This is a genomic window from Streptomyces sp. NPDC111520 (assembly GCF_055635295.1).
Genome location: NZ_JBVKBW010000004.1, coordinates 187,107 through 200,442 on the forward strand (window position 1 = coordinate 187,107; position 13,336 = coordinate 200,442).

General features: G+C 74.3%; 9 protein-coding genes. 3 read left to right on the plus strand and 6 right to left on the minus strand.

Annotated features, from left to right (window positions below):
- Nucleotides 1-13: 13 nt before the first annotated feature.
- Complete coding sequence (locus ACZ7MY_RS11195) at nt 14-1,792, minus strand: ABC transporter ATP-binding protein (protein ID WP_499601089.1); 1,779 nt, start codon at nt 1,790-1,792, stop codon at nt 14-16.
- Nucleotides 1,789-3,471: an ABC transporter ATP-binding protein gene (locus ACZ7MY_RS11200; protein WP_499601090.1), complete on the minus strand. Its 1,683-nt coding sequence runs from the start codon at nt 3,469-3,471 to the stop codon at nt 1,789-1,791. The genes ACZ7MY_RS11195 and ACZ7MY_RS11200 overlap by 4 nt, the downstream gene beginning before the upstream one ends.
- 217 nt (nt 3,472-3,688) lie before the next feature.
- On the opposite strand from ACZ7MY_RS11200, the gene ACZ7MY_RS11205 reads away from it, so the two are divergent.
- Both ACZ7MY_RS11205 and ACZ7MY_RS11210 read left to right on the plus strand, forming a co-directional pair.
- Complete coding sequence (locus ACZ7MY_RS11205; RefSeq protein WP_499601091.1) at nt 3,689-4,159, plus strand: MerR family transcriptional regulator; 471 nt, start codon at nt 3,689-3,691, stop codon at nt 4,157-4,159.
- Nucleotides 4,147-5,193, plus strand: a complete 1,047-nt coding sequence (locus tag ACZ7MY_RS11210) for an SDR family oxidoreductase (protein ID WP_499601092.1) — start codon at nt 4,147-4,149, stop codon at nt 5,191-5,193. The genes ACZ7MY_RS11205 and ACZ7MY_RS11210 overlap by 13 nt, the downstream gene beginning before the upstream one ends.
- A gap of 14 nt (nt 5,194-5,207) precedes the next feature.
- Here the strand turns inward: ACZ7MY_RS11210 and ACZ7MY_RS11215 are convergent, their stop codons facing one another.
- A complete protein-coding gene (locus ACZ7MY_RS11215; protein ID WP_499601093.1) occupies nt 5,208-5,792 on the minus strand; it encodes a hypothetical protein in 585 nt (194 codons plus the stop codon).
- Between the two features lie 373 nt (nt 5,793-6,165).
- Between ACZ7MY_RS11215 and ACZ7MY_RS11220 the strand changes: the two genes are divergently transcribed.
- Nucleotides 6,166-7,008 (plus strand): aminoglycoside phosphotransferase/kinase family protein, encoded by an 843-nt coding sequence (locus tag ACZ7MY_RS11220; RefSeq protein ID WP_499601094.1) that lies wholly within the window; start codon nt 6,166-6,168, stop codon nt 7,006-7,008.
- A gap of 21 nt (nt 7,009-7,029) precedes the next feature.
- On the opposite strand, the gene ACZ7MY_RS11225 is transcribed toward ACZ7MY_RS11220, so the two are convergent.
- From ACZ7MY_RS11225 to ACZ7MY_RS11235, 3 genes are all read right to left on the minus strand, one after another.
- Complete coding sequence (locus ACZ7MY_RS11225) at nt 7,030-7,431, minus strand: YciI family protein (protein WP_499601095.1); 402 nt, start codon at nt 7,429-7,431, stop codon at nt 7,030-7,032.
- A 50-nt stretch (nt 7,432-7,481) separates the two neighbouring features.
- Nucleotides 7,482-10,499, minus strand: coding sequence for a glycoside hydrolase family 2 TIM barrel-domain containing protein (locus tag ACZ7MY_RS11230; RefSeq protein WP_499601096.1), 3,018 nt, complete (start codon nt 10,497-10,499; stop codon nt 7,482-7,484).
- 68 nt (nt 10,500-10,567) lie between these two features.
- Nucleotides 10,568-13,297 (minus strand): glycoside hydrolase family 38 N-terminal domain-containing protein, encoded by a 2,730-nt coding sequence (locus ACZ7MY_RS11235; protein ID WP_499601097.1) that lies wholly within the window; start codon nt 13,295-13,297, stop codon nt 10,568-10,570.
- Nucleotides 13,298-13,336: the final 39 nt, after the last annotated feature.

The window sequence follows — 13,336 nt, forward strand, 5'->3', positions numbered from 1 at the left end:
GGCGGTGGCCGGGCTACGGCCGGGGGGTGCTGCGGTGCTCCGCCCACGCCCGCCACAGGGCGGCGTACGGCCCCCCTGCGGCGCGCAGTTCGTCATGGGTGCCGCTCTCGGCGACGCGGCCGTCCTCCATCACCACCACACGGTCGGCGGCGGCGGCCTGGCTGAGCCGGTGCGCGACGACCAGGGCCGTACGGCCCTCCAGCGCGCGCTCAGCGGCCTCCTCCAGCAGCCCGGCGCCGGAGCTTCCGGCCTCCGCCGTCGCCTCGTCGAGGACGGCGACCGGCGGGTCGGCCAGCACCAGCCGGGCGAGGGCGAGTTGCTGCGAGCGGTCCGGGGTCAGCCGGTGGCCGCCCTCGCCGACGACGGTGTCCAGGCCCTCGGGCAGTGCCTGCGCCCAGCCGAGCGCGCCGACCCGCTCCAGGGCCTCGCGCAGTTCCTCGTCGGTGGCGTCGGGACGGGCCAGCCGCAGGTCGTCCGCGAGCGGGCCGGAGAAGACGTGCACCTCCTGCGTGACCAGCGCGACCGTGCGGCCGGTCGCCGCGGGTCCTGCCCCGCCGACGTCGACCCGGCCCGAGGACGGCCGGTGGATACCGACGACGATCTTGGCCAGCGTGGTCTTGCCGGCGCCGCTGGCACCGACGAGCGCGACCTTCTCCTTGGGCCGCAGCACCAGGTCCACGTCGCTGAGCACCGGCCGCCCCGGCACGTAGGCGTGGCCCACGCCCTCCACGGTCACGGCCGGGACACCGGGGACGTCCCGCGGTAGCGCCTCCTCCGGGGCGGCGGGCGCCGGCTCGTCGACGACGCCGACCAGCCGGGCCAGGGCGGCGGTGGCGGACTGGGCGTCGTCCAGCAGCACCAGCGCGGTGTTCACCGGGCCGAACAGGCTGTGGAAGTACAGGGCCGCCGCCGTCGCCGTGCCGATCGACGCGGAACCGCCGCGCACCAGCAGGAACCCGGTGACCAGCACGGCCGCCAGCCCGGTGTACTCGGCCACGTGCAGCCGGCTGTAGAAGCGCAGCACCAGCTGCACCCCGCGCAGCGTCAGGTCGACGGCGGCGCGGGAGCGTTCGGTGACCCGCCCGGTGTGCGCGTCCTCGGCCCGGTAGGCCCGTACGGTCGCCGCGCCGCCGATCGTGTCGAGCAGCTGCTGCTGCTGGGCGCCGGTGGCGATGCGCTCCTTCGCGTACAGCGGGGTGGCGTTGCGGACGTACCAGCGGGCGGTGTGCGCCTGCACCGGCACCGCGAGCAGCGCCGCCAGCAGGAACCGCCAGTCCAGCACCGCGAGGGCGGCCAGCGTCAGGACGATGGACAGCGCCGACCGCACCAGCTCCGGCAGCGCGCTCCGCACGGCCTCGGCCACGCGGGACACGTCGCGCGTCACCCGGGAGTTGAGGTCCCCGGAGCCGGCCCGCTCCAGCCGCTCCAGCGGCAGCGACAGCGCCCGTTCGACGAAGCGCTCGCGCAGCCCGGCCAGCACGGTCTCACCCAGCCGTGAGACCAGCGACATGCCGAAGGCGGTGGTCGCGCCCTGTGCCACGGCGACCAGCACCAGCAGCACCACGGGCAGCGTGAGGGCACCGGCCGGCCGCCGGTCGGTCACCAGGTCGACGACGTACCCCAGCAGCGGCTGCGTCAGCAGACCGACCGTGGTCGCCGCGACCATCACCACGGCTCCGCCCACGGCCAGGGCCCGGTGCGGTCGCAGCAGTTCGAGGACCGCGGCCCTGGTCCGGGCGGGCGTCGCGGTGGGCAGCAGCTCGCGTGCCGCGGGTGCCGTCGCCGTCGTCATGCCAGTACCGCCGTCCGGTAGGTCGGGTCGCCGTGCACGAGGTCGCCGTGCAGGCCGTCGGCGGCCACCCGGCCGCCGTCGAGGAGGACGACGCGGTCGGCCACGGACAGCAGCGCCGGGCTGTTGGTGACCAGGAGCGTGGTGCGGCCGCGGCGGTGCTCGCGCAGTCCGCCGGCGATGCGGGCCTCGGTGACCGCGTCGACCGCCGTCGTGGGGTCGTGGACGACGAGCACGGAGCGGTCGGCGACCAGGGCGCGGGCGAGCGCGACGCGCTGGCGCTGGCCGCCGGAGAGCGAGCGGCCGCCCTCGGTGACCTCGGTCGCGGTGCCCTGCGGCAGGGCCCGGGCCACCTCGTCGGCGCCGGCGGCGGCCAGCGCCGGGCCGGTGTCCCCGGTGCCGCCCAGGTTGTCGGTGAGGGTGCCCTCGAAGAGGTCGGCGTCGTGCGCCGCGACGAGGACGGCGGTGCGCAGCAGCGCGGGGTCGAGCTCCGGCAGGGGCACGCCGTCGAGTTCGACCACGCCGGCCTCGGGGTCCGCGGTGCGGCCGAGGCAGGCGAGCAGCGCCTGCGCGGCGGCCGGGTCGGTGGTGGCCACGCCGAGCAGCTCGCCCGGCCGTACGTCGAGTTCGGCCTCGCGCAGGGCGCCGAGGGTGACGCCGCGCAGCCGCAGGCCCCCGAGGACCGGTTCCGGCAGGGCGCGCCCGCCGGGCAGGACGTCGGGCTCCGCGGCGAGCACGGCCGCGATGCGTCCTGCGGAGGCCCGGCCCTGGGCGAACTCGGCGTTGACCCAGGCGAAGACCTCCAGCGGGCCGAGCAGGAAGAACGCCAGGCCGACCGCCGACACGAGCTGACCCAGCGTGATGTCGCCCGCCGTGGCGAGCCGTCCGCCGATCAGCGCGACCAGTGCGATGAAGACACCGGTGAGGGTGAGCACCACCCCGCTCTGCCACGCCTCGGCGCGCGCCGCCCGCACCGTCGCGCCGAGCGAGGCGCGGCTGGTGCGGCGGTAGCGTTCGACGGCGGCGGCCTGCGCCCCGATGCCCTTGAGCACCCGCAGTCCGGCCACCAGGTCGGCGGCGATCCCGGAGGCGTACGCGGCGCGTTCCTGCTCGGCCTCGCTGCGCCGCTCCAGGGGCTTGCTCAGCAGGTGCCCGAGCCAGAGCAGCACCGGCGTGCCGAGGAGGACGACCAGGCCGAGCGGCACGGAGATGCGCAGCAGCGCCACGGCGCTGACCAGGAGTCCGGTCAGGGCCGAGACCCCGGTCATGACGGCCATGTTGACGGCGCCGACGCGCTTGGCGTCCTCGGTGGCGATGTTCGCCAGCTCGCCGGGCAAGTGGCCGCGTTCGGCGCCGCCGCGGGGGTCCAGGATCCGGCGTACGAGGCCGATCCGCAGGTCGTGCGCGGCCTGTTCGGCGGCGCGTTCGCCGGCGCGGGCGCCGAAGCGGAAGCTGAAGGAGAGTCCCACGTAGACCACGGCGAGCACCGCGAGCCAGCCCAACAAGGCCCGTCCGTCGCCGTCGGAGACGGCCCGGTCGATGACGATGCCGATGAGGACGGGGACGAGCGCCTCCCCGAACTGGTGGCCGGCGCCGAGCACGGCGCCCACGGCGACGTCCCTCCGCCGGCTCCTGACCGTCCGTAGCAGCACATCCCGCCCCGACGGCGCCTTCGTTCCCACCCCGCGAACCCTTCCGGTACCCAGCCGACGGCGATCAGCACCCCATGTCTGGAGTTTAGGTAAGGCTACACTAAGTCGCCTTCGGGGGTAGGCCCCCCGCACACCCCCGGGACCGTGACCCGCGACGCGCCGGAGCCGGGGCGAAGTGACCCCGGGCACGTCCGCACCCCACGCTTGACCTCAAGCGCTTGAGGTTCCGGAGACTGAGGACGTGGCAATGACGGAAGCCCCGCCGGTGTCGATCCAGGAGGTGTCGCGACGCAGCGGCCTCTCGGAGCCGACACTGCGCTACTACGAGAAGATCGGCCTCATCGGGCCCGTGCCCCGCGACGAGAGCAGCGGCCACCGCCGCTACGGCGCTCGTGCGGTGGAGCGGATCGAGGCCCTGAGCTGTCTGAAGGCGACCGGGATGAGCGTGCACGACATGCGCGCCTACCTGCGGCACCTCGACGCCGAGGCGGACGCCGACCGGGCCGTGCGGCTGCGCGAGTTGTTCCGGCGCAACGCCGAACGGGCGGCGGACGAACTCGGCAGGATGCGCGTCCGCCTGCGGTACCTGCAGCTCAAGACCGACCTGTGGGACGCGCGGGAGCGGGGCGACGACGAGGCGGAGCAGCGTGCCGTGGACGAACTCACGCGCACGGTGCCCGAACTGAGACAGGGAAAGAGAGCACCATGCACGACCTGACCCCCGGCTCCGCACCCGTCCTCGTGACGGGAGGCAGCGGCTACCTCGGCTCGCACGTCGTCGACGCGCTGCTGAAGGCCGGCCACCGCGTACGCACCACCGTCCGGTCGGCCGACCGCGCGGACGGCGTCCGCGCGACGGCCGCCCGGGCGGGCGCCGACCCCGGCGGACGGCTGGAGGTCGTCCTGGCCGACCTGGCCTCGGACGACGGCTGGGACGAGGCGGTGAAGGGCAGCGCGTACGTCCTGCACGTCGCCTCGCCGTTCCCGGCCCGGCAGCCCCGCGACGAGGACGAGGTCGTCGTCCCGGCCCGGGACGGCGCGCTGCGCGTCCTGCGGGCGGCGCGGGACCACGGCGTCCGCCGCGTGGTCCTGACCTCGTCCTTCGCCGCCGTCGGCTACAGCCGCGGCAGCGACGGCGGCGCCTACGACGAGAGCGACTGGACCGACCCCGCGGACGACCTGGCCCCCTACGTCAGGTCCAAGGCCGTCGCCGAGCGCGCCGCCTGGGACTTCGTCGCGGCCGAGGGGGAGGGGCTCGAACTGTCCGTGATCAATCCGCCGGGGATCTTCGGCCCCGTGCTGGGCCGGCAGATCTCCGCCTCGGTGGCGCTGGTCAAGGCGATGCTGGAAGGAGCCCTGCCGGTGGTCCTGCCGCAGTGGTTCGACCTGGCCGACGTGCGCGACGTGGCACGGGCCCATCTGCGGGCCATGACGGAACCGGCCGCCGCGGGCGAGCGGTTCCTGGTCGGCAGCGGCACGCCGACGAGTTTCCTCGGGATGGCCCGCGTGCTGGCGGAAGGGCTGGGCGAGCGCGCCGCGAAGGTGCCGGCCCGGGAGCTGAGCGCCGAGGAGGTGCGCGCGGGCGCGCGGACCGATCCCGCGCTGCGGGAGGCGGCGAGCCGCCTGAACGAGATGCCGGTGCTGCGCACGGACAAGGCGCGCGCGGTGCTGGGCTGGGCGCCGCGCCCGGTGCGCACGACCGTCCTCGAGACCGCCGAGAGCCTGTTCCGGCTGGGACTGGTCGAGGCCTGAAGGCCCCGTACGGGTCACGTCTCCCAGTGGTACCCGAGGGTGAAGTTGACCACCACGGCGAAGGTCAGGTACAGCAGCCAGACGGCGGTCAGCAGGCGGAACAGCCCCATCACGCGTTCGGCGAGCGGCACCCCGAGGGACATCGCGAACTTGCTGAGGTAGACGGCGAACAGGCCGACGAAGACCAGCCCCACGGGCCAGTCGTCAACGGCGAAGAACACCGTCGCGCCGAGGGCCGACAGGACCATGTAGGCCACGCCGACACCGGCGTTGACGCGTGCGTCGTTGCCGCGGTACCGGTCCCAGCCGAGCGCGAACCAGTGGATGCCGTAGGCCGAGAAGGCGAGGGCGGCCATGTAGAGCGGCGGTTCCTTGAAGACCTCGAACCAGGTGAGGCCCACGAAGAGGATGATGCCGGCCAGGAGCTGGCAGAGGCCCGGCAGCCAGATGCCCCAGACGCCCATCGCCCGGTCGACCTTCTCGTCCCTCTTGGGCCAGCCGAACAGTTCCTGGGATCCCCAGATCAGATAGCCGGTCGCCAGACCGAAGAAGCCGAGTGCGAGCGGTGGGTACACCGAAGGTTCAAACATCACGTCCATTAGTCCAGTATTCACCCAAATGGGTCATATTGCACATTCCACCCATAGGGTCTGACCTGCGGATTCTGCGAGGATGCGGTGACGTTCCGGCCCCGCCGCGCTACCGGCCGTCACCCTCCGTCGCGGGGCGCCGCCGTACTGGCAGCGCGGCGTTCACCTGCACCGCTCCCTGACCACCGCCCCGGCGGAAGGCCGCTCTCCGCCGCCTTCCGCCGGGGCAGCTCAGGGTCGGTCAAAAGACGTTGCCGAGGCTCACCGGGGTGGAGAAGGATCTCCTCCCGGGTCGCGTGAGAGGCCGAAGCCCGGCCTCCCGCGGACCGCTCGACCGCCCCCAGGCGTTCAAGCGGTGTGCCCGGCAACGAGGGAGGACGTCATGGAGCCGTCGCAACTCCGCCGCGCGGTCGAGGCGGCACGGTCGACCGCTTCGGAGCTGGGCCTGGAGGTCGACGACGTGGTCGTTGTCCACGACTCGGACCGCGTCGCGCTGCACCTCGTCCCGTGCGGTGTACTGGCCAGGGTCGCCCCCTCGGGGCAGCTGGCCGATTCCGCGTTCGAAGTGGCGGTCGCCCGCCTCCTCGCCGACGTCGGCGCCCCCGTGGCCGAGCTCGACCCCAGGGTCGCCCCCCGCGTCCATGTGCGTGACGCCTTCGCCGTCTCGCTCTGGACGTACTACGAAACCGTGGGCTCGCGGATCGCGCCGGCCGACTACGCGGACGCGCTCCTGCGGCACCATGCCGCCCTGCGCCGGATCGACCTGGCCGCACCGCACGTCACCGACCGGGTCGCCGTGGCACTGGGAGAGGTCGGCGACCGGGAGCGGTCCCCGGAGCTGTCCGACGCCGACCGGGAACTCCTCCGCGGCACACTGGCCGGTCTGAGCGCGGCGGTCGGCACCGGCAGGGCCGGCGAGCAGCTGCTGCACGGCGAACCGCATCCGGGCAATCTCCTCAACACGAGGAGGGGCCCGCTCTTCGTGGACCTCGCCACGTGCTGCCGCGGTCCCGTCGAGTTCGACCTCGCCCACGCGCCGGAAGAAGTGGCAGCGCACTACGCGGGGGCCGACCACGAGCTGATCCACCGGTGCCGCGCCCTGAACTGGGCGATGTTCTCGGCCTGGCGCTGGCGCCGGGACGACCGGATGCCCGACCGGGACCACTGGAGGGCGGAGGGGCTCCGCAGGGTTCGTGCCGCACTCGACCGCTGCGGACCGGGCTGAACCCGGCACGCGGGGTCCCGCTCACACCTGCCGCGCCGGGGTACCGTCCGGTCGGCCCCCCTCCATGCCGAACGAGTCGTGGACGGGCCGCACCTCGACCGCCACGACATGGAAATCGACGACGCGCCCGGCGATCTCCAGCGCGCGCTCCGGGCTCGCGCAGTCGATGACGTAGTAGGCGGTCACCTGCTCGGTCGCCGTGGAGAGCGGCCCGGGCGTCGTCGCCGGGCGCGCTCCGTCCCCGTGCCCGCGGACCGTCGTGGTGTCCCTGGGGAGGGCGAGTCCGGCGCCGTTCAGCATCTCGCCGGTGCCCGCGAGGTCCTCGTGGAGCCGGTCGTGCCTGCGGAACACCTCGGCGCGCTCCTCGGCCGTCATCGCCTCGGTCGCCGCGGGGTCGGCGTACATCAGCACCATGTACTTCATGCCACCACCCTGGCAGAGGGCCGCTCACCGCGGCCCCCTGCCGGGGCACGTCACCCCGCCGTGATCCGGAGCCCGATCGTGCGGGCCTGCGGGCGCAGCGCGAACTCCGGCGACACGTCCGGCCCGCAGGCCCGGGAGCCGAGGCCGTGCTGGGCCGCGTCGACGAAGAGGTGGCTGGTCGCCGACCGGGGGAGCTCGAACGGGTGCGCCGCACGGGCGATCTGCTGCGGCGTGTGACGGCTGAGCGTGAAGCCGGGGAGCCGGCCCCGCACGTCCGGGACGGCCACGAGGCGCAGCACCGCGGCGCCGCCGCTGGTCAGCGCCAGCTCCCGCCACTGGGAACGGTGCCCCGTCTCCTGCGGGCGCGCGTAGTCGACGGAGAGTTCGCCGACGCCCGCGGAGAACCGGCCGGTGCGCGCCGCGCGCAGGCTGTCCGGGTAGGACTCGTGCGGTCCGAGGCCGAACCACTCGGCGCCGTCGACCGGGGCGCCGGCGTCGGGCAGGTCGAAACGGAGGCCGATCCGCGGCCACACCGTTCCCCAGCCACGGGACGGCTCGATCTCCACCCGCAGTTCGAGTTCCTCCCCCCGCAGGGACCAGACGGTCTCCACGGTCACCGACGACGCGGAGTCCGCCGCGGAGACCCTGGCGACGGTCCGCAGGGCGTCCGCCGCGGTCTCCACCGACACCAGACGCGAGGTCAGCCGGTCCAGGCCGTCGCCCCGCCACAGCTCGGCGTTGGAGACCCCGGGGACGTGGGCGTCGCTCTCCGCGGCCACCCCCGAGGTGCCCTCGTCGTTGTCGGTCGGGGCACGGAACAGCTCCAGCCGCGGGCCCGTCACGGCGCGGCCGGCGAGCCGCACCAGGGCTCCGCCGGCGAACTCGGCGATGCCGAGAGTCAGCGTCCCGTCGCTCCGCCGCCAGTCGGCGGGGAGCCGGACGGTGGGCACGGTGCGCCGCGCCGAACGGTCCAGCTGGGCGGTCGCCACCACGTGGCCCTCGTCCGCCCACGCCGTGCCGGCCGCCAGGACCGCGTCCAGGGTGAGCCAGGTCTCCGCGTCCGGCGACACCGTGATCGGCGGCAGCGGCACGCGCGCCGAGCCGCCGGCCGCGATGACCGGCACCTCCAAGTCCCCGGAGGCCACGGGCCTGCCGTCGTGCTCGACGCGCCAGCGGAAGCGCAGGTCGGAGGTGTCCGCCGAGTGCCGCAGACTGGTGACCTCGACCGTTCCGTCGTCACCGCCACCGTCGCCGCCGTCACCGTCGTGGAAGGTGAAGCGGATCGGCTGGACGACGGCCTTGAACTCGTGGAGGCCGGGGGTCGGCACGCCGTCGCTGAGCACCATCCCGTCCATCACGAAGTTGCCGTCGTGCACGACCTCCCCGAAGTCGCCGCCGTAGGCGTAGTAGGACGCGCCGTCCGGGGCGGCCGCCAGGATGCCGTGGTCGCGCCACTCCCACACGAAGCCGCCGTGCAGACGCGGGTGCCGGTGCACCAGGTCCTCGTACTGGTCGAGGGCACCGGGTCCGTTGCCCATCGCGTGGGCGTACTCGCACAGCAGGAAGGGCTTGGTGCGCTGCCGTGCCCCCTGCGCGGGGGTGCACCCCTGCAGCGGGGCGCGCGAGCCGTCGGTCCCGATCTGCTCGGTCTCCGCCACCGAGGCGTACATGCGGGAGTAGACGTCCGTGTACTCGCCGGTGTGGTCGCCCTCGTAGTGCACCGGACGTCCCGCGTCCCGGGCGTGGACCCAGGCCGACATCGCGGCGAGGTTGGCGCCGGTGCCCGCCTCGTTGCCGAGCGACCACAGCACGACGCTGGGGTGGTTCTTGTCCCGCTCGACGGTGCGCTCGACGCGGTCCAGGTACGCCTCGCGCCACGCCGGGTCGTCGCTGGGGTTGCCGGCCCAACTGCCGTCCTTGTCGAAGCCGTGCGTCTCCAGGTCGCACTCGAGCACGACCCAGAACCCGAGTTCGTCGGCGAGGTCGAGCAGCCGCGGGTGCGGCGGGTAGTGGCTGGTGCGGATCGCGTTGACGTTGAACCGCTTCATCAGGGCCAGGTCCTCGCGCGCGTGCGCCTCGTCGAAGACACGGCCGCGCTCGGGGTGGGTCTCGTGGCGGTTCATCCCGTGGAAGACGACGCGGCGGCCGTTGACCAGGAACCGGTCGCCGCGGATCTCGACGGTACGGAAGCCCGTCCGCACGGTGACGGTCTCGGCGGCCGAGGCCACCGTGACCTCGTACAGCCGCGGGACCTCGGCCGACCAGGGCTGCACGCCGTCCACCTCGAACGGGGCCACCTCGGCGGGGGAGTCCCAGACCCGTTCCACGCCGAGTTCGGGGATGCGGAGGGTGACCGGGAACGCCGCCGCGTCCGCGGTGACCTCCGGGTCGATCCGTCCGCGACCCGCATCGAATCCGGTGCGCAGCCAGACGTCCTCGATGCCGCCGGCCGGCCGCGCGATCAGGGTGACGTCGCGGAAGATGCCCGGCAGCCACCACTGGTCCTGGTCCTCGAGGTAGCTCCCCGCCGACCACTGGTGCACCCGTACGGCGACCACGTTGTCGCCGGCGCGCACGGACGAGGTCACGTCGAACTCGTGGGCGAGCCTGCTGCCGGAGGCGCCGCCGACCTCGTCGCCGTTCACCCAGACCCTGAAGAGCGACTCGACCCCGTCGAACCGCAGCACGACCCGCTCGGCCTCCGTCCACCGCTCGGGCAGTTCGAAGTGGCGGCGGTAGTCGCCGGTCGGGTTCTCGTCCGGCACGTGGGGCGGGTCGAGGGGGAAGGGGTACCGGATGTTGGTGTAGATCGGCCGGCCGTGGGCCCCGTCCCCCTGGAGCACCCAGTGGGAGGGCACCGGGATGTCGTCCCACCCGCCGTCGTCGAATCCTTCGGCCGCGAAGTCCTCTGGTGCCGTCGCGGTGGGCGACAGCCGGAACCGCCACTGCCCGTCGAGCGAGCGGGAGGGGGCGTCGGAGTGCAGCCACGAGCGCGCCGGGCGCAGCGCGCCACGCCCTGGGGTGGTGTCCGAAACATACGCGGAGAGCTGGGAGAGCTGGGAGGGCAAGAGGTCACAACTCTTTCTTGGTAGCGGTGGGGGGATCCGGGGTGCGGTGGCGGTCGGTTCCGCGACCGCTACCGGAGCACGACCGTCCGGATCTCCCACGGGCCGAGGGCGAGTTCGAGGCCGCCCTCCGCGGGTTCGGTGGTCAGCGGCCGGCCGAGCAGGTCGACCGTGGTCACCCGGGTGAAGTCACCGGTGACGCGGGCCGTGGCGCCCGTGTCGCCCATCGCCACCAGCCGCACCTCGGTGCCGGGAGCGGGGTCGTCGCCGGTGACGCGGCGGACGCTCGAGACGAACACGTCCGTGCCGTCGACCCGCACCCCCGACGCGTCGGGCGGCAGGTCGCCCCCGGCGGGCGCGGTGCCCCGGGCGACCAGCACGTCGTTGCGGAACTCCTCGGCGAGGGCGACCGCGTCCGCGGCCTGCCAGCCGCCCGCCGAGGGCAGGACGGCGAACCGGTTCTCCACGCGGACCCCGAGGTCCTGCGCGCCCGGCGTGGGGATCTCGCTCGCCGCCGGCTCGTCGCGCAGCGGATGGATGTTGACGCTGATCGAGCCGATCGCCCGCAGCAGGGTCACGGCCAGTTCGGCGCCCCCGTCGGTGAGTTCGTACTCGGTGGCGTGGTCGAGCAGCACGGTGGCCGCGCCGGCCGAGACGAAGGTGCTCGCCGGGAAGGTCGGGATCGGGTACTCGCCCCAGCCGCCCTCGGCGGTGAGCCCGCGCTCGGTGACGGCGAACTGCCCGGCCGACGCCGAGACGTCCACGGGCCGGGGGAGCGGGACGTGGAAGCGCAGCCGGTGGTCGGCGGCCTGGTTCAGGAAGGACGTCGTGACGCGTACGAAGGGCTCGCCCGCGCGCACCTCCACCAGGGTCTCCACGGGCGTCGCGACGGTCCGGCCGGCGCGCACGTCGCGGTCGGGGGAGAGGGCGGCCGGCCACGCGTACACCCGGGTGATGCGCACCCGCGACCGCAGCGGGCCGTTCTCGGCGAGTTCGACGGTGACCTCCGCCGGCTCCGAGACCAGCAGATCCCGCGCCGGGGGGCCGTAGTTGTAGCTGTCGCCGCGGTCACCGCCGTCGACCAGACGGCCGACCCCGCGCAGCACGGTGCCGTCCGCGCCGGTCACCTCCAGGGTGCCGTCGGCGGCGATGACGACCTCGACCAGCCCGTTCGACAGCGTCCCGGCGGTCGCCGTCGCCGGCGCGAACGCCGTGCCCGGCGCGGCCGCCCGGTCGGCGGGTGCCACCGTGAAGCTCGCGAGCCCGGAGGCGGGGACGGCGACCGGCACCAGCGCGGTCGCCCGTGCCTCCTCCAGTGTCAGGACCCGCCACTCGCCCGGGTGCGCGGCCGCCGCGTCGGCGACCTCGCGGCGCAGGATCAGCAGGTCGAACGGTCCGCTGGTGGGCACCTCGGCCAGGTGGAAGACGAGGGAGCCCGCGGTGAGTTCGTAGTGGTCGATCTGCCGGCCGAACAGCTCGCGGCGGTGGATGCGGCGCAGCACGCGTTCGAGCTGCGAGGCGTCCATGCGCTCGTCGCTGAGCACGGTCGGCGCCTGCGCGACCAGCTGTACGGGGTGCTCCGAGCCGTCGGCCGCGGTCGCGACCAGCACGGTGCCCTCGGGCGGGGCCATGACGTCGACCTCGACCAGCGCCGTGCGCGGGGTGGCGAGCGGGTTGGCGACCAGGTGGCCGTCGCTCGGGACACGGGCCGCCGGTCCGGCCAGGGCCGCGTCCCGGACGGCGCGTGCGGCGTGCGCGGCCTCGGCGAGCCGTGCCTCGACCTGGTCGGCGGTCTCGTCCGTACCGGAGCCGACGACCGAGTCGTGGGCGCTCGACTCGATGATCTTGTGCCAGGCGAGCGCGAGGAACGGCGAGTCGTCCCGCGTGGACCACAGCGCGTTCATCCGCTCGGCGTGGTCGACGATGCGCTCGGCCACCGCCATCCGGCGCTTGAGCCCGCGCCGCACCGAGAGCACGCCCGGCAGGATGTTGCCGCGCACATGGCTGCGCAGCTCGCCGGTGACGACCGCCGTGACCTCGTCCCGTGCGTGCTCGCGGATGTACTCGCCGAGCGTGGCGATGGTGATGGCGCCCCCCTCACCGGAGGCCTGCCGAAGCCACTCCGCCAGCCGCGGGTCCGGCGCGTTGTGGTCGGTGCCCGCCATCGCGAGCACCGGGTCGCCGCCCCACCGCCCGGCCGTCATCTCCGCGTACTCGCCGAGCGCGCGGCCGATCTGGTCGGGCACCAGCAGGACGTCCAGGCCGTTGTCGTAGCCGTCGAAGAGGAACTCGGTGCGCACCTCGGAGCCGTCGGGGGCACGCCAGCGGAAGGCGTGGCCGTCGACGGAGCCCGGCACGCCGCGCCACAGCGCCGCGTGCTCGATGCCGGCGCGGGCCAGGATCTGCGGCATCTGGGCGACGTGGCCGAACATGTCCGGCAGGTAGCCGACGGTCATGGAGCCGCCCAGCTCCGCCGCGGCCGCCCACCCCATCTGCAGGTTGCGGACGATGGTCTCGCCCGAGCAGAGGAACTCGTCGAGCAGGATCAGCCAGGGGCCGATCGCCAGCCGGCCCTCGGTGACCAGCGCGGTGACGCGCTCGCGGTTCTCCGGCCGCATCTCCAGGTAGTCCTCGACCGCGGCCATCTGCCCGTCGACGGTGAAGCGGAAGTCCGGGTTCGTCTCGGCGGTCTCCAGCACGGTGTCGAGGGCGGTGACGAGCCGGTGCCGGAACACCTGGAAGGGCTCGTACCATTCGCGGTCCCAGTGGAAGTGGGGCACGAAGACGGCGGAACGGCGCATGGGAACGGGACCTTCTGTGCTGTGGGGCGGCGGGGAAGG